Source organism: Micromonospora sp. NPDC007271 (assembly GCF_040634005.1).
Lineage (GTDB): Bacteria > Actinomycetota > Actinomycetes > Mycobacteriales > Micromonosporaceae > Micromonospora.
The window spans coordinates 25,901-50,868 of the sequence record NZ_JBEYER010000047.1 but is presented as its reverse complement, the minus strand read 5'-3'; the positions used below and the strand labels follow the sequence as shown (position 1 = coordinate 50,868).

The window sequence follows — 24,968 nt, the reverse complement described above, 5'->3', positions numbered from 1 at the left end:
GCTGCGAGTCGGCCCCGAACGTCAAGCGACGATGCCCGGCACCTGCTCGTTGACGCGGGCCGCCAGCAGTTGGCACCAGGCGGCAACCTGAGTCCGCATCCCCCCGACGGGGGTCACCCTCCTCGGGCAGAGAGCCGACAGCAGCGGTGGCCTGACATCAGTCACTGACATCAACGGTGGCGGCCGAGGCCGGACCAGCGCGGACGGATTTTGCCACCGGGCCGGACGCCGTGGACGTCAGCGGACCCTACGGATTTCGCCGAAAGCGCCTTGTAAGCGAGAGCTCACCGGGAGCCGGCTGTTGCTAGCGGCCGATCCGGATGCGGTCAGCGGGGTACACCTCACGGGATCCGTCGGCGCGGAAGACCACCAGGACCGGGACGCCTTCGCCGATGTCCAGCTCCTTGCGCTCGGCAGGGGTGGGCATCCGGGCTGAGGCGGTGTCGCCCTTGCGGAGGATCACCGTCTCGGTGGGTTCCATGCTGCGGACGAAGGTGCCGCGCGGGGGTTGGACGATCACGAGCCCTTCCGACCGGAGTAGGGAGATGGCCTGTCGGACGCTGGTCCGGCTCAGTCCATACTCCTGAGCCAGCCGCAGCTCGCTGGGCAGCGACGCGCCGGGCGCGAGGTCGCCGGACGTGATCCGGTCACGCAGTAGGTCGGCGAGCTGCCGAAACACTGCGCGATCCGCGCTGGGGTCGATCACGAATGTGACGCTACGTGTCCACCAGCTCTACAGGTTATTGTATCTACAGTCCTACGTATGTACGGTGGCTTGGCAGGTGCGGCGGTCGGATGACCAGCCAAGGCCCGGCCGCCGTGCCGTCGACGAGACCCGAGGGGAGATCCGGTGCGGCGTGTCTCGTACGAGGAGTACCTGCTCGCCGTCGCGATGACCCTCGCGCGGCGGCATCGGCCGGTCTGGTGCTGGCGGCGGTGGCGGCGGGTCTGCCGGTGCGGAGCCGAGTTGCCGTGTCGCGTCCAGCACCGGATCCCGATCAAGCGTGGCCACTGGCCGAGGGAAGGAGAGTAGTGAACGACGGACAGGAGCAGGCGATCCTCGCGGTGCACGTCCGAGGGCTCGACGGCATGTGCGCCGGCTGTCGCGCCTGGTGGTCACGGCTGACTCCGTACCCGTGCTGGCAGGTGGAATGGGCGACCAGCCGGCAGGCCCGGACGATCACCGCCCGGTTCCTGGAGGGGGCGCGGTGACCACCCACGGCCCGGTCATGCCGATCTGGACCTGCGGAGGCTGCGACCTGCCCTGGCCCTGCCCGACCCGGAGGCGGGAGCTGCGGGCCGAGTTCGCGGACGCGCCGGTGTCGCTGGCCCTCTACCTCGGCAGCTATCTCATCCAGGCCACCGAGGACATGCCCTGGACACCGGCCGGCGTGCTGCACCGCCGCTTCCTCGGCTGGGCCAGGGCGGTGCCAGCAGTACAGCAGCGGAGTACAGCAACCGTGCCAGCCGAACTCGACCGAGATGCACGGCAGCAGGCCGGATGACCTCGTACGGCACCCGATCCGGCCAGCTCGCCGGCAATCCATAGGTTCAGGGGAGGCCGGCGCAGCGTCGCGCTACAGCGGGCGCCACCGGGCGGGATCCTCGTGGCCGTTCACCAGCCGGATCGAGGCTGCCAGCTCCAGCCCGCTCTTCCGGCCTCCCACCGCCGCGTCGCCGCGCCGGGTCGGGGTTCTTACCTCCGCGACGCACCGGGCGCACCCGCCGGGGAGCTGCCCTACCCGGTAGATCCCTCCGATGCCCTTGCGCCAATCGGCCGCGGTGGCGGCACGGCCCGACACGGTGACGTCGTTGGTTTCGTTGTCTCTGTCGCTGGCCAGACTCTTGGTGGTGAGACCGACCACTATGTCGGGCTGCAGGTAGTCGCTGTTCTTCTTGATCGGCTTCAGCAGGTGGTGGGAGTAGGCTATCAGTGGTCCGTTCTCGACCCATTCCCAGGCCACACCGCGGAGCACAGCGCCGTCGGGCAGCTTTACCGCTTGGAACGGCAACGCCAGTGGTGCCGTTTCCCAGCGAATTCCCTCGGCCACCTGGCGCGTGATCTCATCGGGCCGGTCCACACCGAACACCGCGACCCGCATCCAACCGCCTGGCGCATACTTCCAGGACAGCACCCGGCCTGCGGCGGTCTCGTACTGGAAGGCAGGACGACCGCGTACCGGCGCGACAGAATCGCCCGGGACCCGGTATCCGCCCTCGTCGGCGTACTCCCGTGCCTCCTCGTGGATGTCGATCCCCCGCGCCGCCATCTGGACTTCGACGGCCCAGTCCCTAGGGGGTGGGGATGCGCCGTCCTGCTTGGTGGCCGGTTTGCCGCCGGCCGGTCCCTTCACGAAGATCCTCTGCATGTCGTGGTCGCTGTCGTAGCGGACAAGGCGGGCGGGCCCAGGCAAATAGCCCAGCCGGAACAGTTGCTGGCCGGGATCGAGTTGGGCAGGTGCTTCCGGTTCTCGCCCGGCGACCCACCCGGTCAGGCCCGCCACCACCGCCACCACCGTCGTCACAACCCCCACGATCAGAATGCGGCCGCTGCGCCGGTGACCGCGGGCTGGTACCACCTCGACGTCGGGTGCGGGTGAACCCCCGCTCGTTGCGTTCGCGTCACTCACTGCGGACCTTTCCGGACTCCCCGCATTGCAGGACGGCGCGACCCGGGGAGTCTACGGCCGGTCACGTCCCCGCTGCTGCCCGTCGACGGGGGCAGGCGGTCCGGCCGGCAATCCGCAATTTCCGGCCGCGCCCATGGTGGCCCGGTCACGTGACGGGCATAGGGTGGGGGCCGTGGCGAGGTACTACGACCTGCACCCGGACAACCCGCAGCCGCGCACCCTGCGGCAGGTGGTCGACCTGATCCGGGACGACGGGCTGATCGCCTACCCGACGGACTCGTGCTACGCCTTCGGCTGCCGGATTGGCAACCGGGACGGCCTGGACCGGATCCGGGACATCCGCCGGCTCGACGACCGGCACCACTTCACCCTGGTCTGCCGTGACTTCGCCCAGCTCGGGCAGTTCGTCAAGGTCAGCAACTCGGTCTTCCGCCTGGTCAAGGCCGCCATCCCGGGCAGCTACACGTTCATTCTGCCGGCCACCCACGAGGTGCCGCGCCGGCTCCAGGAGCCCCGCAAGCGAACGGTCGGGGTGCGGGTACCCCGGCACACCGTCACCCAGGCGCTGCTCGCCGAACTGGGGGAGCCGCTGCTGTCCAGCACCCTGCTGCTGCCCGGCGACGAGGAGCCGATGACCCAGGGCTGGGAGATCAAGGAACGGCTCGACCACCTCGTCGACGCGGTGATCGACGCGGGCGAGTGCGGTCTGGAACCCACCACGGTGGTCGACCTGTCCGGCCCGGAGCCGGAGATCCTCCGCCGCGGTGCCGGCGACCCCGCCCGCTTCGAGTAGCGATTTACCCCGTTCCAACCCGTCGGCTCCACCCGCCGTATCACCATGTTGGGGCCGCGGCACGCGGCGAGCGGTGACGGGAGTGCGACGTGAGCGGGCTCGTGCTGATCGCGGTGCTGGGCACCACCGTGCTCATCGGCACGACCATAGGCGGCCGCTACAGCGTCGCCCCGCCCGTGCTGCTCATCGCCATGGGGGCCGGGCTGGGCCTGCTGCCCCCGTTCGCCCACGTGGTCCTCGAACCGAACGTCGTGCTGCTGCTCTTCCTGCCCGCGATCCTCTACCGGGAGAGCCTGGTCATCAGCCTTCGCGAGATCCGGGCCAACTTCCTCGTCATCACCCTGCTCGCCGTCGGGCTGGTGATCATCACCGCGGTCGCCGTCGCGTACGCCGCGCAGGCGCTCGGGGTCCCGCCGGCGGCGGCCTGGGTGCTCGGCGCGGTCCTCGCGCCCACCGACGCCGCCGCCGTCGCCGGCCTGGCCAAGCGGATGACGCGCGGCATCCTCACCACCCTGCGTGCGGAGAGCCTGATCAACGACGGTACGGCCCTGGTGCTCTTCTCCGTCACCGTCGGGGTGATCGCCGGCGGGGCGGTGCCCGGCCCGCTCGGACTGACCGGCCGCTTCTTCGGCTCGGCCGCCGTCGGGGTCGCTGCGGGCCTGCTCGTCGGCGGCGCGGTCATCCTGATCCGGAGGCACGTCGACGACCCGATGCGCGAGGGCGGGCTGAGCTTCCTCACCCCGTTCGTCGCGTTCCTGCTGGCCGAAACCGTGCACGCCAGCGGCGTTCTCGCCGTCGTGGTCGTCGGCCTGCTCCTCTCGTACGCCGGTCCCAGGGTGATCCGGGCCCGCTCCCGGGTGACCGCGTTCGCGTTCTGGGACCTCTCCACCTTCATGATCAACGGCAGCCTCTTCGTGCTGCTCGGCATGCAGGTCCCGCGCTCGTTGCGCGGCATCACCAGCCACACGCCCGGCCAGGCGCTCGGCATCGCGGTGCTGGTCACCCTGGTCGTGGTGGCGACCCGGATGGTCTGGATACAGCTCGCCCTGCCCGCCCTGCAGGCCGTCGACCGGCGCGAGTCCCAGCAGGCTCGCCGCTTCGGCTTCCGGGTCCGCACCGCCGTCGGCTGGGCCGGTTTCCGTGGCGCGGTCTCGCTCGCCGCCGCGCTCGCCGTCCCGGTCGCCACCGGGGCCGGCACCCCCGTGCAGGACCGCGACCTGATCGTCTTCGTCACCGTCACGGTCATCGTGCTGACCATGCTCGTGCAGGGCACCACGATGCCCGTCGTGGCCCGTTGGGCCGGCCTGATGGGCGACCAGGAGCGGGAGGACGAGGTGCGCTGGGCCCGGATCCGCGCCACGGAGGCCGGGCTGGCCGCCCTGCCGCAGGTCGCCGCCGATGTCGGCGCGTCGACCGACGCCGTGGACCGGCTCCGGGCCGACTACGAGGAGCACCTGGCGGGCGTGCGCGCGCCGGGTGACGAGGAGGCAGCGCAGGAGCGCGAGAGCGCCCGCCGGTTGCGCCTCGAACTGCTCGAACACAAGCGGCGGGAGATCACCCGGCTGCGGAACACCCGACAGATCGACGACGCGGTGCTGCGGCAGGTGCAGGCCGATCTCGACATCGAGGAGATCCGGCTGCTCGGCCCGGCACCCGAGGAGTGAGCGCGGGTCACCTGTCCTCGGGAACGGCCATCTCGCCGAGCAGCGACCAGTCCTGCTGGGGCACCGTCACGTTGACGATCCGGGGGGTCTCGGCCAGGTGCGGCGGCAGGGTCCGCTGTGCCTCGCGGAAGTGTGCGGACTGCACGTGCGCGGCGCCGGCGTCGTCGTCCCGGAACGCCTCGACCAGCACGTACTCGCTCGGGTCGGCGACGCTGCGAGACCAGTCGAACCACAGGCAGCCCGGCTCGGCGCGGGTCGCCTCGGTGAACTCGGCGGCGATCTGCGGCCACCGGTCGGCGTGCTCGGGAAGGACCCGAAACTTGGCGGTAATGAAGATCATGAACCAAGGCTACCGGGCCCGCCGCGATCCGCGCTGCTCAGATCCAGGGCAGCGGATCGACCGCCCGGCCGCCGAGCCGCACCTCGAAGTGCAGGTGGGGGCCGGTGGACGCACCGGTGGACCCGACGAGCCCGATCACCTGGCCGGCGCGCACCCGCTGACCGGGGGACACCAGCAGTTTGGACTGGTGGCCGTAGCAGGTGGACAGTCGCTGCCCGTCCGCCCGCCCGTGGTCGATGCAGGTGTAGTTGCCGTACCCGCCGTACCAGCCGGCGCGGGAGACCCGGCCATCGGCGGCCGCGACGATCGGGGTGCCGAGCGGGGCGGCGAGGTCCACCCCCGGGTGCACCTGCCACACGTGGTAGTACGGATCGAAGCGGTTGCCGAATCTGCTGGTGAGCCGCCCGGACAGCGGACGGCCGAGCCGGCCGCCCCGGACGGCGTCGGTGGCCGGTGCGGCCAGGGTGGACGCCGTCCGTACCCGCCGGTCGATCTCCTGCCGGAGGCGCGCCTCCTCCTGCTGCTGCCGCCCGAGTTCGGCCTGGCCGGACGTGATCGCGCCGGAGAGGGCGACGGCGCGGCCGGTGGGGGTGTCGAGCACGTCCGGGGTGTCCGCCACGGCGAAGGGCGCTGTCGGGTCCGCGTCCGCACCGGTGGTCAGGGCGGTCAGCAGTTGCAGCACTGGATCCGACTCCCGCCGTACGGTGCTCAGGTCGGCCCGCGTCCGGGCGAGGACGTTCTGCAGGTACTGGATCCGGTGCTGGACGTCGCCGAGCGCGGCGACCTGCCGGGCCTGCGGGGAGTCGGCGGCGTCCACCGGTGGTTGCGGGTACAGCGCGGCACCCGGGTCGGTGGCGACGACCTCGGCGCCCGAGCCGGGATCCACCGTCGGCTCGCCGGCCGAGGGTGGGGCCGGGGTCGCCGGCGCAGGGGGCGCACCGGTCGTCGGCGGAGTCCCACCGGGCGGCGTGCTGTGCCCGGCCGGCGGGGTGGTCGAGGGGACGGTCGGTGGCGTCAGGGGCGGCAGCGAGATTGACGGCAGCTTGATGGTCGGCAGTGGCAGCTGCGGCGGTTTCACCGACGGCAGCGGCAGGGACAGCGACGGGCTGGGCAGGATCGGCAGCGTGGGCAGGGGCAGCGGGCCCTGCTCCGAGGCCTGCACGGCGGCGGTGCCCGCCCCCGGGTTCAGGAAGAGGGACGCCGCCAGCAGCGCCGCCCCGGCGAGGGACACCAGCGCCGTACGTGGCCACCATCGTCGCTCCATGCCGCTCTCCTGCCGCCGATCCCGCTCACCCTCCGGTTGCTACATCGTGGATCGGTGGCGGGATGTCACACCCGGTGGGTGGGCGGCTGGTGGCGCCGTCGTCGCCGGGTCAGCAGCAGCGTGCCCACCGCCGCCGCGGCGGCCAGCACCACCGCCACGATCGCCGGCACCCGGGCCGACCCCGACGGCGGTGCGCCGGCCGCCACGGGCGGCGACTCCAGCGGCGGATCGGTGGGCGGGCGGGTCGGCCCCGGGATGAGGTAGGCGTTGCTGGCGACCGGGGCACCGGTCGTGGCCGACTCCACCGACGTGACGGTCACCCTGTTGCGGACCACCGCGCCGGGCGGCGCACCCGGGCGGACCCGTCCGCTGACGGTGATCCGCGGCGGCGCCCCCGCGGTGGCGCCCAGGCTCAGGTCTCCGAGGTCGCAGACGACGGTACGCGGAGACGTCGTGCACTCACCCGGCTCGGCCCGGACGGTGACATCGTCGAGATCGGCGGTCGTGGTGAACGTGACCCGGGTGGCCGTGAGCACGCCGGTGCCGGAGATCGTCACGGTGTGCGTCACTCGCTGCCCGGGCAGCGCCCCGAACGGTGTCGACGTCAGCACCGGCGCGAAGTTGACCGCAGGGGACGGTGTCGGCGCCGGGGCGACTCCCGCCACGGCGGCCAGCAAACCCACCACCGGCGCGGCAACCGATTCCCACATCCTCACACTTTAAGCCGCGCGGCGGTTGTGCGCCGGACGTTGTCCGGTCCGTACCCGTTGGTGGTCCGATCGATGTCGGCGGCTGTCCTGCCGGGACCCGCCCGGTGGGCGTCAGCTCTTGCGCACCGTGGTCAGCAACTCCGCCGCCCGGCGGTCGGCGAACGCGGTCACCGCCTGCTGGCCGGCGCCGAAGACGATGGCCACGCCCAGCAGCGCCGCCGTGCTGCCCACCGTCGTCTCCACCAGTCCACCGATGACCAGCATGATGCCGGCCACCGCGACCAGTGGGCCGACGGCGAGCTTCAGCAACCCCTGCTGGAACGGCAGCTTGTACGGCAGGCCGCCGGACCGTGACGTGATCATCGAGGGGAACGCGCTGATGAACGCGCCCAGCGCGCCGGCGAGCAGCACGAAGAACAGCAGGCGCCACGCCGCCACGCCCGCCGCGTCGGTCGGCGATTTGAGCAGGCGTACGTCGTGGCTGCCCCACTGCACGATCACCATCAGCGATTCGGCCGCGAAGGCGAACACGGAGATCCCCAGCATCCGGTTCCGCAGCCGGCGCGCGGACTCGTGGAACTCGTCCGACGCCGCGTGGGTACGGAGCAGCAGCGCCTGGACCTTGGCCCGGAAGATCTCCGGCGCCGCCAGGTCCTTCGTCGTATCGAAGTCCCGCAGCACCCGGTCGTCCGGCTTGAGGTACCGGGCGGCCGAGTCCTGGTACGCGGGCAGCAGCCCGAGCAGCTCCTCCGGCGTCCGCAGCTCCACCATGGCCCGCTCCACCGCGTGGATGGTCTGCCAGGCGTACTCGATCTTCCCGCCGCGCAACCAGTCGACCGCGCCGCTGCGGCCGAGGACGGCCTCCACCCCGGCGAGCTGTTGCCGCAGCTGGGCGACCCGGGCCGCGCTCGTGGCCGCGGCGGCCTCCAGGCTGAAAAGTTGCTGGGACAGCTCGTCGATCTTGGTGCGGACCCGTACCTGCCAGACGGCGACGGGTACGGCGCCGGCGCCGTCACCGGTGGGCACGTCCTGGGTCGGGGCGTCCGTCGGTTGAACCGCCTGCTGAGTCATGGCGACTGCCCTCCTCGCCGGTCGGTCGTCGCGGCAAAGCGGCGACATGTCCTGCTCCTTGTTCGAGTATCCGCAGGCCAGGCCCGGGATGGCCAGAGTGGATCGGCCACCGGACACGGACCTAAACTGTCGTCATGCGGCGAAGAGATGTCGTCTGGTGGAGCGTGTTCGGCGCGACGATGGTCGCCATGCTCGCCCTCGGCGTCTGGGTCCACCTCGGCGGGGAGCCGCACGGGCTGCTCTTCGCGCTCATGCCCCTCACCGGGATCGCGCTGGGCACGACCTTCCGCGCTTTTGGCGTACGCGGCCTCACGGCGGTCCGCCCCGGCGCCCGCAGTCGCTGATCCTCGGTTTCGCCCCCGCGCCGCCGCCGGCTCGACCACAGTGATGGCGTGGTGGAGGAGGTGACGTGACCGGACTGCGGACCGACCTGTACGAGCTGCGGATGGCGGCCAGCTACCTGCGCCGGGGGATGACCGCGCCGGCCACCTTCAGCCTCTTCGTCCGCCGCCTGCCGCACCGGCGCGGCTTCCTGGTCGCGGCCGGCCTGGCGGAGGCGCTGGCCTTCCTGGAGAGTTTCGGCTTCGACGACGACGAGCTGGGCTACCTGCGTGACGTCGTCGGTCTCGACGAGCCCGCCCTCGCGGCGCTGGCCGGGCTGCGGTTCACCGGCGACGTCTGGGCGGTGCCGGAGGGCCGCGTGGTGTTCGCCGACGAGCCGTTGCTGGAGGTGACCGCGCCGATCGCGGAGGCGCAGCTGGTGGAGACCGGCGTGCTGAACCTTCTCACCTTCCACACCACGGTGGCGAGCAAGGCCGCCCGCTGCCGGCTCGCCGCCGGCGACGCGCAGCTGATCGATTTCGCGTTCCGGCGTACGCACGGCATCGAGGCCGGGGCGGGGGTGGCCCGGGCGTCGGCCATCGCTGGCTTCGCCGCGACCAGCGACGTGGAGGCCGCCCGGCGGTATGGGCTCACCCCGTCGGGGACGATGGCCCACTCGTACGTCGAGGCGTTTCCCGACGAGCGGGCCGCGTTCCGCGCCTTCGCCGCCGACTTCCCGGTGAACCCGATCTTCCTCGTCGACACGTACGACACGCCTGCCGGCGTGCGGGCGGCGGTCGATGTCGTCGCCGAGCTGGGACTGACCGGGCCGCTGGCGGTCCGGCTCGACTCGGGTGACCTTGCCGCGCTGGCCCGGGAGGCCCGCTCGATCCTGGACGGCGCCGGCCTGACGACGGCGCGGATCGTGGCCAGCGGCAGCCTCGACGAGGACGTGATCGCCGGTCTCGTCGCCCAGGGCGCACCGATCGACGGCTACGGCGTCGGCACGAAGATGGGTGTCTCCTACGACGCGCCGTCGCTGGACAGCGCGTACAAGCTGGTCGCCTTCGGCGATCGGCCGGTGCTCAAACTGTCGCCCGGTAAGGCCACCCTGCCGGGCCGGAAGCAGGTCTTCCGGGATCAGACCGGAGCCAGCGGCGACGTGATCGGGCTGCGTGAGGAACCGCCCCCGGCCGGCCGGGGGCCGCTGCTCGTGCCGGTCATGCGCGGCGGGCGCCGCCTCGAGCCGGCCGATCCGGCCGGCGAGGTGCGCGCCGCGCGGAACCGGTTCCACGCCGATCTCGCCTGGCTGCCGGCCCCGGCGCGGCGCCTCACCGATCCGGTCCCGCTCACCGCCACGGTGAGCCCCGCCCTGGCCACGCTGCACGACCGGGTGCGGGCCCAACTGGGGCGGGCCGGCACCTACTGATCGCAGCCGTCGATCTGTACCATCTGGTACATGGAGTTCGAGGAGACGGTCTCCACCACCGCGAGCATCGACCAGTGCTGGGCGGCCCTGGAGAACGTGACGGCCTATCCACGGTGGACGGCCTCGATGTCGGAGGTGGCACCGCTCGACGGCCCGGCGCTGCGGCCGGGCAACCGGTTCCGGATCCGGCAGCCCGGCCTGCCGACGACGGTGTGGCGGGTCCGCGAGGTGACCCCGGGCACCTCGTTCGCCTGGGACGCGCACGCACCCGGGGTGCACACCGTCGCCCATCACCGGGTGGACAGCCAGTCGGACGGCACCAACCGCATCCGCATCGGCATCCGGCAGACCGGCGCCCTCGCCCGGCTGGTCGCGCTGCTGATCGGGGCCAGGACCCACCGTTATCTGCGGATGGAGGCGGCCGGCCTCAAGGCGGCCGCCGAAGCCGCCGGCGCCGCACCGGTGGACGGCAGCGCCGCGCCCGGCGACGAAACGGCGCCCACCGGTGGCCGGTGACGCCCGCGAGGCACTGCTCGACCGGTGCGTCGGATTCCTGAAGGAGGGCGGATTCAGCCAGCTCAGCCTGCGCGAGATCGCCGCCGGCGCGGGCACCAGCCACCGCATGCTCAGCTACCACTTCGGCAGCCGCGAGGGCCTGCTCGCCGAGGTGGTCCGGCGGATCGAGGCCGAGCAGCGCGCCGCGCTCGTCTCGCTCGCCACCGAAACCGATGATCCGGTCGAGGTGAGCCGGCGGTTCTGGCGGCGGCTGGCCGACCCGGCGCTGGCCCCGGCGGAACGGCTGTTCTTCGAGATCTACGCGCACGCGCTGTTCGGCCGGTCCTGGACCGAGCCGTTCCGCGCCTCGGTCATCGCCGCCTGGGCGGGCCCCGTCGCGGAGTTGTTCGTCCAACTCGGCTTCGACCCCGCCGAAGCCCGCCGGCGTGCCCGGCTGGGCCTCGCCGCGACCCGCGGCCTGCTGCTGGATCTGCTGATCACCGGCGACCGCGAGGTCCTCGACGACGCGGCCGACCTGTTCGCACAGCTCGTCACGGCCCCGCGCCCGGCGAAGCCCTGAGCTGGCGGAGGCCGGCGCCGACCGGCCCCCGGCGAGCCAGGTAGACGACGTCCGGTTCGCCGCGGGGCACCTCGACGGGGTACGCGGTGACCGGACCGATCACCGTCGCCAGGCGGGCGGCGTAAGCCGGCGCGGCCGAGGCGCTCCAGACGGCCAGCACCCCGTCGTCCGCGAGCCGGTCGCGCAGCAGCGCCGTGCCGTCCGCGTCGTACAGCGCGGCATTGTGCTGGAACACCGTCCAGTCGGGGCCGTTGTCGATGTCCAGGCAGATCGCGTCGAAGACCTCGTCGGTCGTACCCAGCCAGGCCAGCAGGTCCTGGTTGACGACCCGCACCCGGGCGTCCCGGAGGGCGTTGCCGCTGTAGGCGGCCAGCCGGTCGCGGTGCCACCCGATCAGCGTCTCCTCGATCTCCAGCACCACGATCTCCGCCGGCACGGTCGAGGCCGCCGCCTCGGCCAGCGAGAAGCCCACTCCCAGCCCGCCGATCAGCACCCGCGCGCCGGGACGTACGAGGTCGAGCGCCCGGCGTACCAGCAGGCGCTCCGACGTGCCGGCCCGGGTGTCCATGAGGAACACGCCGTTGCTGACGATCTCGAAGTGCCCGCCGCACCGGCGAAGGACGAGCTCGCCCCGTTCGGTCACCACCCGGTCGATCACCGCGCCTGCCTGGGTCACCACGCCACCCTAGGCCGACGGGTCGGCCCGGGCCCGCGATTATCCGTACCGCCGGCGCGGTTTGCCGCGCCCGGGACGGGTAAACGGCACGTCGCCGTGGAAGAGGAGTACGGGGTGCCGCCGGACGTGGACCCAGGGTGTGAGCTGTGCGGCAGACCCCCGCCGGCCGGCTGGGTGCTGGCGTACCGGGACGGCGAGGCGCCGGGTGAGGAAGGCACCCGGGAGACCATGCTGACCCTGGGCAACGGGTATCTGGCCTCCCGCGGGGCGGATCCGGAGGCGTCCGCCGACGGTGTGCACTACCCGGGCACCTACCTCGCCGGTTTCCACAACCGGCTCGACGGCCCGGGCCGGCCGGACGGTACGGAGAGCATCGTCAACCTGCCGAACTGGCTGCCGCTGACGTTCCGCCCGGCCGGCGGAGAGTGGTTCGCGCCGGGGCGGGGGCGGCGGGTGCACGAGCACCGGATGCTGGACCTGCGGCGCGGGCTGTACCTGCGGGAGGTGCTGGTGGTCGACGATGACCGGCGGCGTACCCGGGTGCGGCAGCGGCGGCTCGTGTCGATGGCGAATCCCCACCTGGCGGCGTTGGAGACGAGCGTCGTCGCGGAGAACTGGTCCGGCCGGTTGGAGATCAGGTCGGGCATCGACGGTGGGGTGCTCAACGCCAACGCGCCGGCGGAGGCGGGTAGCTGCGGCAGGCACCTCGCGGATGTGACCACCGGCGGGGACGACGCGGAGACCGTCTGGCTGACGGCGGTGACCACCAGCTCGCGGCATCAGGTGGCCGTGGCGGCCCGTACCAGGATCACCCACGGCGGTGGACACCGCCGGCAGTCCGTCCACGCGCCGGACGAGGTGAGCCAGGTGATCACGGTCGACGTGACCGCCGGGGAGCGGATCGCGGTGGAGAAGACCGTGGCGATCTTCTCCAACCGGGACCGGGCGGTGTCCGAACCGGTGACCGCCGCGTGCGAGGAACTGGGGCAGGCGGGGCCGTTCGACCTGGTGCTGGCCGACCACACCGCCGCGTGGGCCCGGTTGTGGACGCGGTTCCGGCTCGACGTCGGCGAGCAGCACGCCTGGCAGGCGCCGGTCCGGGTGCAGACCTTCCACCTGCTGCAGACGCTGTCCCCGCACGTCATCGACCTCGACGCGGGTGTGCCGGCCCGCGGCCTGCACGGTGAGGGCTACCACGGGCACATCTTCTGGGACGAGCTGTTCGTCTACCCGTACCTGAATCTGCGCATGCCGGAGCTGACCCGGGCCCTGCTGGAGTACCGGCACCGGCGGTTGACGGCGGCTCGGCGGCAGGCGGCCGCGGCGGGTACGGGGGGTGCCCAGTTCCCCTGGCAGAGCGGGGAGAGCGGGCGGGACGAGAGCCCTGCCCGGTCGCTGTCCCCCGTCACCGGGCAGTGGGTGGACGACCACACCGGCCGGCAGCAGCACGTCAACCTGGCGGTGGCCTACTGCGTGTGGCGGTACTGGGAGACGACCGGGGACCTGTCGTTCCTCGCCACCAGCGGGCTGGAGCTGCTGATCGGGACGGCCCGGTTCTGGGCGGGTCTGGCCACCTACGATCCCGCCGACGACCGGTACGACATCCGTGGGGTGATGGGGCCGGACGAGTACCACGACGGCTACCCGGGCCGGCCGGGCCAGGGACTCGACAACTGCACGTACATCAACGTGATGGTCGCGTGGGTGCTGGGCCGCGCCGAGGAGGCGTGCGAGATCCTCGCCCGGCACCCGGGGGTACGGCCGTGGCGCGAGGTCGACCCGACCGACGACGAGCGGCGCCGGTGGGCGCACATCCGGCGCCGGCTGCGGCTGGTCTTCCTCGACGGCGGGATACTCGCCCAGTTCGAGGGGTACGCCGATCTGGCCGAGCTGGACTGGGACCGGTACCGGCAGCGGTACGGCGACCTGCGGCTGCTGGCGCCGCTGCTGCAGGCCGAGGGCGACGACGCGAACCGCTACAAGATCTCCAAGCAGGCCGACGTGCTGATGCTGCTGTACCTGTTCAGCGCGGAGGAACTCACCGATCTGGTGCGCGCCCTGGGGTACGAGTTCGACCCGGCGCGGATCCCCGCCACGGTCGACTACTACCTGTCCCGCACGAGCCACGGCTCCACCCTGAGCCGGGTGGCGCACGCCTGGGTGCTGGCCCGGACGGACCGGCGGCGCTCGTTCGAGATGCTGGTGACCGCCCTCGGCACCGATCTGGCGGACCCGCAGCACAGCTCGACGCGCAACGGCATCCACCTCGGCGCCAGCGCCGGGACCCTGGACATCCTGCAACGGTGCTACACCGGCCTGGAGATCCGCGGCGACCTGCTGCGGCTCAACCCGCAGCTGCCCGACGGGCTCGCCGAGCTGGACTGCGTGATCCGGTACCGCAACCAGTTGATCTCCCTGCACGTGGAACACGAGCGGGTGCGGGTCTCGGCCGCCCCGGGGGCGGACCAGCCCGTCCCGGTGGCCGTCCGGGACAGGTCCTTTCCGCTCGCCCCGGGCGCCACCGTGACCGTCGCACTGCCGTCCCGGGTCCCGACAGCGGGACCCCGACCTGAGGAGAGACAGGAATGACCGTCACCGTCCCCGACGTGATCGTCCGCTACTACCGGCTGATCGGTGAGCCCGACGTGGACGCCTTCGTCGCCTGCTTCACCGACGACGCGATTGTCGCCGACCAGGACCGCACCTACGAGGGCCCGGCCGCGATCCGCGCCTGGCGCGAGCGGACCGCCGCGGAGTACGCGTACGACGCCGTGCCGGAGACGGTCGAGGAGGAGGCCGGCGGCAACATCGTGGTGACGGCCCTCGTGCAGGGCACCTTCCCGGGCAGCCCGGTGCGGCTGCGGCACCGGTTCACACTGCGGGACGGCCTGATCGGCGCCCTCGACATCCGGTCCTAGGACGCCGCGCACTCAGTCGGCGAGCGGCAGGATGGTGCGGCACATGGCGGCGGTTGTGCCAGCCGCCCCCGTCTCCCGGCGTGGGCGAGGTGCCGCTGGGCCCTTGTGGCCGCTGTTCAGTGCCGAGGTCTGAACGGCGTGGCCGCCAGGTGAGGTTCTGCCGCCCGGGTCACGCTCCGTGTTGAACCCAGCCGTGACACTGCGTGGCTGACATTCTCCGGCCCGCAGCGGCCGGATTCCCGCTTTGCTCTGCAGCCATGGACGCAGCGCCCTGTTGAGCTGCCCAGCCTTTCCGGCTGTCGGTCGGACCGTCGGCGGCGCGGGTGACGGTGAGTGTCTGCTGCGTGGATGGCTGCAGAGCAAAGTCAGGGAGGACCTTCCGTCGGGCGGTCCAGCTCGTCACACGCTGTCGCCGCACGGTGTTTCCCGGGCCACTAAAGTCGGTGCCGGACCCAGACGTTGGGCTCCACGTAGACGGCGTGGTCGTGCGCCACGTCGCAGTGCACCGGCACCAGGGCGCCCGGCACGTGCACCGGCCCGCTGGTGTCGAACGGCAGGCCCGTCCAGGAGCGCCAGTCGGCGAGCGTCCCGCTGACCATCATGGACCGGGTGGCGACCCGCTCGATGCGCCCACCGGCGCGGACGTGCACCCGCAGCCATGGGTCGACCGGCAGGCCGTCCGCGCGGACCTGCGCCGCGTACTCGGTCATCGGCAGGTCCGGCCGGGCGTGCTTGCCGTTCGGGCGGACCGGGGCGACCAGCGTGTCGTAACCCAGTTTCGCGACCGCCTCCCGCATGGCGCTGAGCATCAGCCCGGACAGGCCTCGGCCGCGCTGGTCCGGCCGGATACAGATCTCCAGGGCGGAGACGATCGTCGGGGTGGCCCCGGTGAGGCGGGTGATGGTGGCTCGCTGGATCACCCGGTCCCAGCCGCCGTCGGGCAGTTCCGCCTCGGTCCAGCGCAACGGCACGGCGTACGCCCGCGCGACGGCGCGCCCCGGGTCGGCGGAGTCGACGGCGGCGAACACGAACTCCGGGTACAGGTCGTGGGCTACGCCGTAGTAGACGGGCGCCATCGGGTCCCAGAGCATGAACTCCGGCCACGCCCCGTCGAAGTCCTCGTACAGCAGGGGGGCGAGGTCGGGGCGCTCGGCGAGGCTCACGATGTCGAGGGTCACGGCGGAAATCTAGAGCGCCGGGCCGGGGACGGGCAGCTCAATTTCGCGCTCGGGCGCGGCCCCCGCCCGACGCGGGGCGGGGGCCCACCCTCGGGCGAGCGGGGTCAGCGGGGTGCGCCGACCGCCGAGGGCTGGATCAGCACGTCGTCCCTGTTCACGAACATGATCCGGTGGCCGAACTGGATCTGGACGTATGTGGTCCTGCCGCGGATCACCGTCCAGTCGGCCGGGAAGGTGCCGGCGAACGTGTACGCCTTGTAGAACTCGCTCGGTAACACGTCGCCGACCGCGTAGCGCTGCCCCGCGGCGAGCGTGTACTGCAGCGGGGTGATCGTCTGGTACGGCGCGCCGGGCGGGTAGGCGGCCTTCTCCGGGTAGGCCCGGCCGTAGACCGGGACGGTCGACCTGCCCGGCTTCGGGGTCACCACGAACCCGGTCGCCCACTTCGCCACCGGGGCGGAGACCGGGTTGTGGAACCACGCCTTCTGGCCGAGGTACCAGATGGCCGTCCAGTCGCCCTGCCGGTCCGCGACGGCGTACGTCTGCCCGGCGGACGCCCGGGCGCCGTGGTCGGACACCTCCATGGTGGACGGGTCGCCGTCCGGGTGCAGGCCGACGTCGGTGACCAGCGGTGCGTCGTGGCGCGGCGCGCTGCGCAGGATCACCGACGACGAGCCGCGCAGCGGGCAGGGCTCGCTGGTCGGCTGGTCGTTCTCGTCCAGCGTGCAGCCCCAGAACGCGGGGCGGTTGGCGGTGAAGTCCGGGTCCATGGTGACCAGCCCGCTCCGCGGTGTGCCGGTGCTGCGGAACGGCGCCTTCAGCAGGTCGAAGTAGTGCGACCAGTCCCAGTACGGCCCCGGGTCCCAGTGCATGCCGCGGACGGTCGACGGCACGGTGCCGGGCACGTTGTCGTGGCCGATGATGTGCTGCCGGTCCAGCGGGAGGTCGAACCGCTGGGCCAGATACCGCACCAGCTTGGCGGAGTTGCGGTAGAGGGCCTCGGTGTACCAGGTGCCCTGGCGGGCGAAGCCCTCGTGCTCGATGCCGATGGACTTGCTGTTGACGTACCAGTTGCCGGCCTGCCAGGCGACGTCCCTGGTCCGGACGTGCTGGGCGGTGTGGCCGTCGCTGGAGCGCATCGTGTAGTGCCAGCTCACGTACGCCGGGTCCTGCACCAGCTCCAGCGTCCGGGCGTAGGTCTCCTCGGTGTCGTGGATGACGATGTACTCGATCTTCTGCCGGGCCGGCCGGTCGGACAGGTCGTGGTTGCCGTAGTACTCCGGGTCCGTCCCGTCACCCAGCAGCTGGTACGGCGCCGGGATCCACTCGCAGGCCAGCTCCGCCGGGCACTCCACGTCGCCGGCACGGGCCACCTTTCGCAGGCCGAGCTTGTCGAGCCAGGACCGCTGCGGCGTCACGGCGCGGGCGGCGAGGGCCACCCGCTGCCCGTCGTCGGTGGTGCGGGCCGCGCCGGTCCGGATCGTCGCGTACACCTCGTCGGCGAAGGTCGCCGCGGAGTCGGTGCTGTCGGAGCCGGCATAGCGGGCCACCGCGCCGTACCAGGCGCCGGGGTCGGTGCCGGCTCCCACGGGGGCGCCGATCGCCTTCTGGTACGCCGCCAGCAGCGCGGCACCGCCGCGGATGTTGGCCCTCGGGTCGGACCGGAGCGCCGCCTTCCCGCTGCCGGTGACCCTCGCGGCGGCATCCAGGGTCTGTAGCGCGGCCTCGGCCGGCGGGCCGGCCGCTGGTCGCCCGAGGTGGATCGGGGCGCGGGAGTCGTCGCCGCGCGGATCCTCCGTCCGGCCGTAGTGGCCGGGCTCGCCGAGGCTGCCGACGTACGCCGCGTCGGTGAGGTGCATCGGGCCGTACCCGGCGCTGGTGCTCGGGGTGCCGGCGTTGGTGTCCCAGCGGGACTGCAGGTAGGAGACGGCGAGCAGGACGGACTCGGGGACGCCGTACTCGGCGGCGGCGGCCGCGTAGTGCTGCTGTCGGTTGGTGGGCGTGGGGCTCGCCGCGGGCGCGGGGCCGACCGGCGCGAGCGTCGCCGCGCCGACCAGCGCGGCGCTGAGCAGGACTCGCCTGCCAATGGGCGCTCGTGATCGGGGCATGGGGACCTCCGTTCAGGGGTTGCTCAGTGGCCACCCTCGCCTCGGCCGGCCGTCGTGTCAATAGATGCCGATCTGCCGATCGGCAGTGCAGGAAATCTTCAAGTGGTGACCATTGATCCAATCACTAAACCGGTCTAGCATCGTCCAAACCGGTTTAGTGACCGTCCGCACACCGCCTGCGGGCAAGGGGAGGGAGGCCAGGTTGGTCAGGCAACGTCGACCGACGATCACCGACGTGGCCCGTGCCGCGGGGGTCTCCAAGGGAGCGGTCTCCTTCGCCCTCAACGGACGGCCCGGGGTGGCCGAGGAGACCCGCCGGCGGATCCTGGCGGCGGCGAAGGAGCTGGGCTGGACCCCGAGCCACCGGGCGCGCGCCCTGTCCGCCTCCCGGGCGTTCGCCGTCGGTCTGGTGCTGGCTCGCCCGCCCGAACTGCTCGGCGCCGACCCGTTCTTCCCCGCCTTCATCGCCGGGGTGGAACGCGTCCTGGCCGAGCGGAACCAGGCCCTTGTCCTGCAGGTGGTCACCAACCAGCGGGCGGAGGAGGACGGCTACCGGCGGCTGGCTGCCGACGGGCGGGTGGACGGGGTCTTCCTGCTGGACCTGCGGGTCGCCGATCCCCGGATCGCCCTCCTCGGGCAGCTGCGGCTGCCCGCCGTCACCCTCGGCCGTCCCGACGTGGCCAGTCCGTTCCCCGCGGTGCTCGTCGACGACCGGCCGGGGATCACCGCCACGGTCCGCCATCTGGTGGAGCTGGGGCATCGGCACGTCGCGCACGTCGCCGGCCCGGAACACTTCCTGCACGGAACCGCGCGGCGGGACGCCTGGGAGGGTGCGCTGCGGGCCGCCGGGCTGCCGCCGGGGCCGTGCGTGTCCTCCGACTTCTCGGCGGCCGGCGGAGCCCGGGCCACCGGTCAGCTGCTCGATCTGGCCGACCCGCCGAGCGCGATCATCTACGCCAACGACGTGATGGCGATGGCGGGCATGGCCGTGGCCCGGGAACGTGGCCTCGACGTCCCGGGCGGGCTCTCGGTCACCGGCTTCGACGACACCGAGCTGGCCGCCCACATCAGTCCGTCGTTGACCAGCGTCCGGACCGATCCGTCGGGTTGGGGCCGGGTCGCCGCCCGTACCCTGCTCGACCTCATCGACGGCGACGGCGGCGTGGACGTCGAGATGCCTCCGGCGCAGCTCGTCATCCGTGCCTCCACCGCTCCACCACCCACACCACACCAATCGCCGTGACCCGTCACCGGGCATCGCCTCGGCCCGGTCGCCGCAGCAGCACGGCAGTCGAGATCGGAGACTGATATGAGACGTACCGTCCCCGCCGCCTTCCTCGTCCTCTCCCTCGGGCTCACCGCAGCATGCGGTGACGACGGCTCCGGCACCAAGGCCGACCCCTCGGCCAAGGGGCCGATCACCGTCTGGCTGTCGAACAACAAGGAGGAAGTGGCCTGGGGCAAGGCGATGGTCGAGGCGTGGAACGGCCAGCACGCCGACCAGAAGATCACCGCGCAGGAGATCCCGGCGGGCAAGTCCTCCGAGGAGGTCATCGGCGCGGCGATCACCGCCGGCAACGCGCCCTGCCTGATCTTCAACACCGCCCCGGCCGCCGTGCCGCAGTTCCAGAAGCAGGGCGGGCTGGTCGCGCTGGACGACTTCGACGGCGCCGCCGACTACATCAAGCAGCGCACGGGTGCCGCCGCCGATCAGTACAAGTCGCCCGACGGCAAGTTCTACCAGCTTCCCTGGAAGTCCAACCCGGTGATGATCTTCTACAACAAGGAGATCCTGGCGAAGGCCGGCGTCGACGCGGACAACCCGCCGCTCTCCACGTACGACGAGTTCCTCGCCACCGCTCGTAAGATCAAGTCCTCCGGCGCCGCGCCGGCCGCGATCTACCCGGCCCCGAGCAGCGAGTTCTACCAGTCGTGGTTCGACTACTATCCGCTGTTCGCGGCGGAGACCGGCGGCAAGCAACTGGTCGAGAACGGCAAGGCCCAGTTCGACTCGCCCGAAGGGCAGCGGGTCGGGGAGTTCTGGAAGAAGCTCTACGACGAGGGCCTCGCGCCGAAGGAGAAGTACAACGGCGACTCGTTCGCCGACGGCAAGGCCGCCATGGCCATCGTCGGCCCGTGGGCGATCGCGGTGTACGGCGAGAAGGTGAAGTGGGGGGCGGCCCCGGTGCCGACCTCCACGGGCAAGCCGGCGGCCGAGATCAGGACCTTCAGCGACGCCAAGAACGTGGCCATGTACTCGGCCTGCAAGAACCGCGCCACCGCGTGGGAGGTGCTGAAGTTCGCCACCAGCAAGGAGCAGGACGGCGCCCTGCTGGAGGCCAGCGGCCAGATGCCGCTGCGGGCCGACCTGCCGTCGGCCTACCCGGACTACTTCACCAAGAACCCGGCCTACCGGGCCTTCGCCGACCAGGCCGGACGCACCGTCGAGGTGCCGAACGTGGCCAACTCCATCACCATCTGGCAGACCTTCCGCGACGCGTACTCCGAATCGGTCATCTTCGGTAAGCGGCCGCTGCCGGAGGCGCTCTCCGAGGCCGCGAAGAAGGTCACCGGGCTGGCCGGGCAGTCCTGATGCCCGGGCCGCTCAGTCGGGAAGCATCCCGGCGCGGCCCGCGGCGCGGGGTGGCGGCCGTCCTCGGCCGCCACCCGGTCGGCGCGGCTCTCGTCGCGCCGTACGCGGTGTTCATCGCGCTGGTGTTCGCCTACCCGTTCGGGTTCGCGGTGTGGATCAGCTTCCACGACTACTTCTTCACCGCGCCGGGGGTGCCGGTCGATCGCCCGTTCGTCGGGCTGGCGAACTACACCGCCGTCCTCGACGACCCCGCCGTACGGCAGGCGTTCGGCAACATCATCGTGTTCCTGCTGATCAACGTGCCGCTCACCACCGTCCTGGCACTGCTGCTGGCCACCGCGCTCAACGGCGCCATCCGCGGGCGCACCTTCCTCCGGGTGGCCTACTACGTGCCGTACGTGACGGCGAGCGTCGCGGTGGTGGGCGTGTGGCTGTTCCTGTTCAACTCCGGCGGCCTGGTCAACAAGCTGCTCGGTCCGCTGGCACCGGACCCGTCCTGGCTGGTCAGCGAGCACCTGGCGATGCCGACCGTCGCGGTCTACGTCGCCTGGAAGCAGCTCGGCTTCTTCATCCTGCTCTACCTGGCTGCGCTGCAGAACGTGCCGAAGGAGCTGTACGAGTCGGCGGCGGTGGACGGGGCCGGCCGATGGCAGCGGTTCCGTTCGGTGACCGTGCCGGCGGTCCGCCCCGCCACCACACTCGTCGTGATCGTGGCGACCATCACGGGCGCGAACCTGTTCACCGAGCCGTACCTGCTCACCGGTGGCGGCGGCCCGAACGGCGCCTCCACCTCGCCGGTCCTGCTGATGTACCAGCGCGGCCTCGAGCAGGGGCAGCCGGACGTCGCGGCCGCCATCGGCGTGCTGCTCGTGATCGGGGTCGTCGCCGTCTCACTGATCAACCGGCGGATCCTGGAGAGGCCCTGATGACCCGCGTCGAGCCCGACATCGCGCCGCCGACCACCGAGCGGCATGGCACCCAGCCTCAGGGCGGACAGCGGGTGGGCCGGGGCTGGGCCCTGCTGCGGACGGTCCTGCTCGCCGCCGGGGCGGTGGCGTTCCTCTTCCCGTTCTACTACATGCTCATCGGCTCGCTGCAGGCCGAGCCGGACACCTCACCCGCGGGCGCCCTCCCGTCGACGAACCTCACCCTTGGCAACTACCGCGACATCAACGAGCGGGTCGACCTGCTCCGGTCGCTGGTCAACTCCGGCATCTTCACCGGCGGGGTCATCCTCGGCACGGTGGTCTTCGGAGTGCTGGCCGGCTACGCCCTGGCCCGGCTCAGCTTCCGCGGGCGAGGCACGCTGTTCGCCCTGGTGCTGCTGGTCCAGGTGGTGCCGTTCCAACTGCTGCTGATCCCGCTCTACGTGCTCATCGTGCGCAGCTACGGCCTGGCCGACTCCTATCTCGGCATGATCCTGCCGTTCGCCATCAACACCACGGCGGTCTTCGTCTTCCGGCAGTTCTTCCTGCAGCTGCCCGACGACCTGTTCGCCGCCGCCCGGGTCGACGGCGCGGGTGAGGTCCGCATCCTGTGGTCGGTCGCCCTGCCGCTGGTCCGCCCGGCGCTGCTGACCGCCGTGCTCCTGACGTTCATCGGGCCGTGGAACGAGTTCCTCTGGCCGTTCCTGATCACCAAGCAGGCCGACATGCAGCCGTTGGCGGTCTCACTCGCCAACTACATGACCAACGTCGCCGCGCGGACCGCCAACCCGTACGGCGCGATCCTGGCCGGCGCCTGCGTCCTGGCCGCCCCGGCCGTGGCGCTGTTCGTCGTCTTCCAGAAGCACTTCACCTCGACCAACATCGGATCTGGCGTAAAGGGTTGAACCGTTGACTGTCTCCACCGCCGTCCCGTACACCCTCACCCGACTCGGCGTCGTCATGGCGCCGGAACCGGGGGAGCCGCTGGAAGCCGAGGGGGTGCTCAACCCGGCCAGCGGGCGTACCCCCGACGGCCGGCTGCACCTGCTGCCGCGGCTGGTCGCCGAGGGGAACGTCTCCCGGGTCGGGTTCGCCGAGGTCGAGTTCCGCGACGGCGTACCGGCCGGGGTCGTCCGGCGGGGCGTCGTCCTCGCCCCCGACGAGGGCTGGGAGCGCGGGCTGAACAACGCCGGCGTCGAGGACCCGCGCACCACCTGGGTGCCGAGCCTCGACCGCCACCTGATGACCTACGTCGCCTACGGTCCGCTGGGCCCACGCCTGGCCCTGGCCGTCTCCACCGACCTGCGCGACTGGCGCCGGCTCGGTCCGATGCAGTTCGCCTACCAGCCGGGCCTGGACACCGACCTGAACCTCTTCCCGAACAAGGACGCGGTCTTCTTCCCCGAGCCGGTGCCCGGCCCCGACGGCCGCCCCTGCTACGCGATGCTGCACCGGCCGATGTGGGACCTGGGCTGGTTCCGCCCGGGTGAGGGGGTGCACCTGCCGGCCGGGATCACCGACGAGCGGCCCGGCATCTGGATCTCCTACGTCCCGGCCGAGGAGGTGCACGCGGACCTCACCGCCCTGGTCCGGCCCCGCGACCACCGCTGCGTCGCCCTGTCCGAGTTCCCGTACGAGGAGCTGAAGATCGGCGCCGGCCCGCCGCCGATCCGGGTGGCGGAGGGCTGGCTGCTCATCCACCACGGGGTGACCGGCCACATCCCCGACACCTTCGACCCCAGCACGCAGAAGGTCGAGTACGCGGCCGGCGCGATGCTGCTCGACCCGGCCGACCCGGGCCGGGTGCTGGCCCGCACCGCCGAGCCGATCCTGGTGCCCGAAACTGAGGACGAGCGCTCCGGCACCGTCCCGAACGTGGTCTTCCCGACCGCGATCGAGGAGGTGGACGGGGTCCGGTACGTCTTCTACGGAATGGCCGACGCCAAGATCGGCGTCGCCCGGCTCGACCGTGTCCGGTGAGCCGCGCGGCGGCCGGGCCCGGCCGACCCGCGTGACCGGGCCGGCCGAGCCGGCCCGGCGCAGCCCAGCAGTGCTGCGGCTCGGCGTCGTCGGGGCCGGCGGCTTCGCCACCTTCCTCACCGGCGCCCTGGGGGATCTGCCGGACGTGGCGGTGACCGTGGTCGCGGACCCGGACACCGACCGGGCCGGGCGGCTGGCCGGGACCCTGGCCGCCCGACCCGTGCCGGACTGGCGGGCGCTGGTCACCGCCGACGACGTGGACGTCGTGGTGGTGGCCACCCCACCGGCCGGACACGCGGAGACCATCCTCGCGGCGCTGCGCGCCGGCCGGCACGTCTTCGCCGAGAAACCCCTGGCCACCAACGACGACGAGGCCGCCGCCATCCGGGACGCGGTCGCCGCCTCCGGCCGTGTCCTGGTGGTCGACCATGTGCTGCGCTACAACCCGGTGCTGCGGGCCCTGACCCGGCTGCGCGACCCGGCGTTCGCGGCGGGCCCGCTGCTCGGTCCGGTCCGGCGGCTCGCCTTCGAGAACGACGCCAGCGACGAGGACCTCGGCCCGGAGCACTGGTTCTGGGACGAGCGGGTCAGCGGCGGAATCTTCGTGGAGCACGGCGTGCACTTCTTCGACGCGGCCGACGCGCTGGTCGGCGCGGTGCCCGCGTCGGTGCAGGGCATGCTCGGCCACCGCCCCGGCACCGATCTGGTCGACCTGGCGGTGGCCACCACCCGGTATCCCGACGGAGCACTGGCGACCTTCGCGCACGGCTTCAGCCACGCCCACCGCTGTGAGCGGCAACTGATGCGGATCGACTTCGGTGCCGCCGAGGCCCGGGTGACCGGCTGGATCCCCGTCTACGCCACGGTCGACCTGTGGACCGACGAGGCCGGGGCGGCCCTGGTCGACCAGTTGCCGGCCCGGGCCGCGGAACTGCTCGCCGTCGACGGCCACCGGTTGCGGGACCCGGCCGTCACGGTGACGGTGCGCCCGCACGCCGGCCCGGCGAACGCCCGCGAACGGGGCCGGCAGCGGCAGCTGCCGCACCGCTGCCGGATCACCCTCAACCTCGGCGGGGAGGCCGCCAAACCGTACGTCTACGCCGAGAGCGTGCGCGCCGCCATGCACGACCTGGTCCGCTGCGTCCGTACCGGCGACCGGCCCGTCGCCGGAGTCACCGAGGGCGCGACCGCGGTCGCCGTCGCCGCCGCGGCCGCCCGCTCCGCCCGCGAGGACCGCACCGTCCACCTCCGACGGTCCTCGGCACACCCCACCGCCCGACCGTCCTGACCGA

At 72.4% G+C, this 24,968-nt stretch carries 25 protein-coding genes; 16 read left to right on the top strand and 9 right to left on the bottom strand.

Going from position 1 to position 24,968, the window contains the following annotated elements; genetic code table 11:
• Positions 1-304 precede the first annotated feature (304 nt).
• Positions 305-706 (bottom strand): GntR family transcriptional regulator, encoded by a 402-nt coding sequence (locus ABZ570_RS18400; protein WP_358064507.1) that lies wholly within the window; start codon positions 704-706, stop codon positions 305-307.
• Positions 707-795: 89 nt separating this feature from the next.
• Between ABZ570_RS18400 and ABZ570_RS18395 the strand changes: the two genes are divergently transcribed.
• Both ABZ570_RS18395 and ABZ570_RS18390 read left to right on the top strand, forming a co-directional pair.
• Positions 796-1,212, top strand: coding sequence for a hypothetical protein (locus ABZ570_RS18395; protein WP_358064504.1), 417 nt, complete (start codon positions 796-798; stop codon positions 1,210-1,212).
• Complete coding sequence (locus ABZ570_RS18390) at positions 1,209-1,505, top strand: hypothetical protein (RefSeq protein WP_358064501.1); 297 nt, start codon at positions 1,209-1,211, stop codon at positions 1,503-1,505. Before ABZ570_RS18395 ends, ABZ570_RS18390 begins: the two co-directional genes overlap by 4 nt.
• 72 nt (positions 1,506-1,577) lie before the next feature.
• Here the strand turns inward: ABZ570_RS18390 and ABZ570_RS18385 are convergent, their stop codons facing one another.
• Positions 1,578-2,525 carry a hypothetical protein gene (locus tag ABZ570_RS18385; protein WP_358064498.1) on the bottom strand — a complete coding sequence of 316 codons (948 nt, stop codon included), beginning with the start codon at positions 2,523-2,525 and terminating at the stop codon, positions 1,578-1,580.
• Positions 2,526-2,802: 277 nt separating this feature from the next.
• Between ABZ570_RS18385 and ABZ570_RS18380 the strand changes: the two genes are divergently transcribed.
• Together ABZ570_RS18380 and ABZ570_RS18375 are read left to right on the top strand one after the other, a co-directional pair.
• Positions 2,803-3,423: an L-threonylcarbamoyladenylate synthase gene (locus tag ABZ570_RS18380; protein WP_358064495.1), complete on the top strand. Its 621-nt coding sequence runs from the start codon at positions 2,803-2,805 to the stop codon at positions 3,421-3,423.
• An 89-nt stretch (positions 3,424-3,512) separates the two neighbouring features.
• Entirely contained in the window at positions 3,513-5,087 is a 1,575-nt protein-coding gene (locus tag ABZ570_RS18375) for a Na+/H+ antiporter (protein WP_358064492.1), read from the top strand.
• Between the two features lie 7 nt (positions 5,088-5,094).
• Here ABZ570_RS18375 and ABZ570_RS18370 read toward each other — a convergent pair whose 3' ends face one another.
• The 4 genes from ABZ570_RS18370 to ABZ570_RS18355 all read right to left on the bottom strand — a co-directional run bounded on the left by ABZ570_RS18370 (position 5,095) and on the right by ABZ570_RS18355 (position 8,472).
• Positions 5,095-5,427 (bottom strand): putative quinol monooxygenase, encoded by a 333-nt coding sequence (locus ABZ570_RS18370; RefSeq protein WP_358064489.1) that lies wholly within the window; start codon positions 5,425-5,427, stop codon positions 5,095-5,097.
• 37 nt (positions 5,428-5,464) lie between these two features.
• Positions 5,465-6,691 carry a M23 family metallopeptidase gene (locus tag ABZ570_RS18365; RefSeq protein ID WP_358064486.1) on the bottom strand — a complete coding sequence of 409 codons (1,227 nt, stop codon included), beginning with the start codon at positions 6,689-6,691 and terminating at the stop codon, positions 5,465-5,467.
• Positions 6,692-6,756: 65 nt separating this feature from the next.
• Positions 6,757-7,401: a hypothetical protein gene (locus ABZ570_RS18360; protein ID WP_358064483.1), complete on the bottom strand. Its 645-nt coding sequence runs from the start codon at positions 7,399-7,401 to the stop codon at positions 6,757-6,759.
• A 111-nt stretch (positions 7,402-7,512) separates the two neighbouring features.
• Positions 7,513-8,472 carry a hypothetical protein gene (locus ABZ570_RS18355; protein ID WP_358064480.1) on the bottom strand — a complete coding sequence of 320 codons (960 nt, stop codon included), beginning with the start codon at positions 8,470-8,472 and terminating at the stop codon, positions 7,513-7,515.
• A 134-nt stretch (positions 8,473-8,606) separates the two neighbouring features.
• On the opposite strand from ABZ570_RS18355, the gene ABZ570_RS18350 reads away from it, so the two are divergent.
• The 4 genes from ABZ570_RS18350 (at position 8,607) to ABZ570_RS18335 (ending at position 11,297) form a co-directional block, all read left to right on the top strand.
• On the top strand, positions 8,607-8,816 hold the full coding sequence (locus ABZ570_RS18350) for a hypothetical protein (RefSeq protein WP_358064477.1): 210 nt from the start codon (positions 8,607-8,609) through the stop codon (positions 8,814-8,816).
• 65 nt (positions 8,817-8,881) lie between these two features.
• Positions 8,882-10,222, top strand: a complete 1,341-nt coding sequence (locus tag ABZ570_RS18345; protein ID WP_358064474.1) for a nicotinate phosphoribosyltransferase — start codon at positions 8,882-8,884, stop codon at positions 10,220-10,222.
• 30 nt (positions 10,223-10,252) lie between these two features.
• The gene (locus ABZ570_RS18340) at positions 10,253-10,738 is read left to right on the top strand and encodes an SRPBCC family protein (protein WP_358064471.1); all 486 of its coding nucleotides are present in this window, start codon (positions 10,253-10,255) and stop codon (positions 10,736-10,738) included.
• On the top strand, positions 10,728-11,297 hold the full coding sequence (locus tag ABZ570_RS18335) for a TetR/AcrR family transcriptional regulator (RefSeq protein WP_358064468.1): 570 nt from the start codon (positions 10,728-10,730) through the stop codon (positions 11,295-11,297). The genes ABZ570_RS18340 and ABZ570_RS18335 overlap by 11 nt, the downstream gene beginning before the upstream one ends.
• On the opposite strand, the gene ABZ570_RS18330 is transcribed toward ABZ570_RS18335, so the two are convergent.
• Positions 11,269-11,973 (bottom strand): spermidine synthase, encoded by a 705-nt coding sequence (locus ABZ570_RS18330; RefSeq protein WP_358064465.1) that lies wholly within the window; start codon positions 11,971-11,973, stop codon positions 11,269-11,271. The two genes, ABZ570_RS18335 and ABZ570_RS18330, sit on opposite strands and share 29 nt — an antisense overlap.
• Before the next feature lie 114 nt (positions 11,974-12,087).
• Here ABZ570_RS18330 and ABZ570_RS18325 point away from each other — a divergent pair, with 114 nt between their 5' ends.
• Entirely contained in the window at positions 12,088-14,562 is a 2,475-nt protein-coding gene (locus tag ABZ570_RS18325) for a glycosyl hydrolase family 65 protein (RefSeq protein WP_358064462.1), read from the top strand.
• A complete protein-coding gene (locus ABZ570_RS18320) occupies positions 14,559-14,891 on the top strand; it encodes a nuclear transport factor 2 family protein (RefSeq protein ID WP_358064459.1) in 333 nt (110 codons plus the stop codon). Before ABZ570_RS18325 ends, ABZ570_RS18320 begins: the two co-directional genes overlap by 4 nt.
• Positions 14,892-15,325: 434 nt before the next feature.
• Here ABZ570_RS18320 and ABZ570_RS18315 read toward each other — a convergent pair whose 3' ends face one another.
• On the bottom strand, positions 15,326-16,069 hold the full coding sequence (locus ABZ570_RS18315) for an N-acetyltransferase (protein WP_358064456.1): 744 nt from the start codon (positions 16,067-16,069) through the stop codon (positions 15,326-15,328).
• Between the two features lie 104 nt (positions 16,070-16,173).
• On the bottom strand, positions 16,174-18,177 hold the full coding sequence (locus tag ABZ570_RS18310) for a peptidoglycan recognition family protein (RefSeq protein WP_358064453.1): 2,004 nt from the start codon (positions 18,175-18,177) through the stop codon (positions 16,174-16,176).
• Between the two features lie 235 nt (positions 18,178-18,412).
• Between ABZ570_RS18310 and ABZ570_RS18305 the strand changes: the two genes are divergently transcribed.
• From ABZ570_RS18305 to ABZ570_RS18280, 6 genes are all read left to right on the top strand, one after another.
• On the top strand, positions 18,413-19,420 hold the full coding sequence (locus ABZ570_RS18305; protein WP_358064450.1) for a LacI family DNA-binding transcriptional regulator: 1,008 nt from the start codon (positions 18,413-18,415) through the stop codon (positions 19,418-19,420).
• 66 nt (positions 19,421-19,486) lie between these two features.
• A complete protein-coding gene (locus tag ABZ570_RS18300; protein WP_358064447.1) occupies positions 19,487-20,770 on the top strand; it encodes an extracellular solute-binding protein in 1,284 nt (427 codons plus the stop codon).
• A complete protein-coding gene (locus ABZ570_RS18295) occupies positions 20,770-21,696 on the top strand; it encodes a sugar ABC transporter permease (RefSeq protein ID WP_358064444.1) in 927 nt (308 codons plus the stop codon). The genes ABZ570_RS18300 and ABZ570_RS18295 overlap by 1 nt, the downstream gene beginning before the upstream one ends.
• On the top strand, positions 21,696-22,601 hold the full coding sequence (locus ABZ570_RS18290; protein ID WP_358064441.1) for a carbohydrate ABC transporter permease: 906 nt from the start codon (positions 21,696-21,698) through the stop codon (positions 22,599-22,601). Before ABZ570_RS18295 ends, ABZ570_RS18290 begins: the two co-directional genes overlap by 1 nt.
• 4 nt (positions 22,602-22,605) lie before the next feature.
• Complete coding sequence (locus tag ABZ570_RS18285; RefSeq protein WP_358064438.1) at positions 22,606-23,676, top strand: hypothetical protein; 1,071 nt, start codon at positions 22,606-22,608, stop codon at positions 23,674-23,676.
• Positions 23,666-24,964, top strand: a complete 1,299-nt coding sequence (locus ABZ570_RS18280) for a Gfo/Idh/MocA family oxidoreductase (protein ID WP_358064435.1) — start codon at positions 23,666-23,668, stop codon at positions 24,962-24,964. Before ABZ570_RS18285 ends, ABZ570_RS18280 begins: the two co-directional genes overlap by 11 nt.
• The last annotated feature ends 4 nt before the right edge of the window (positions 24,965-24,968 follow it).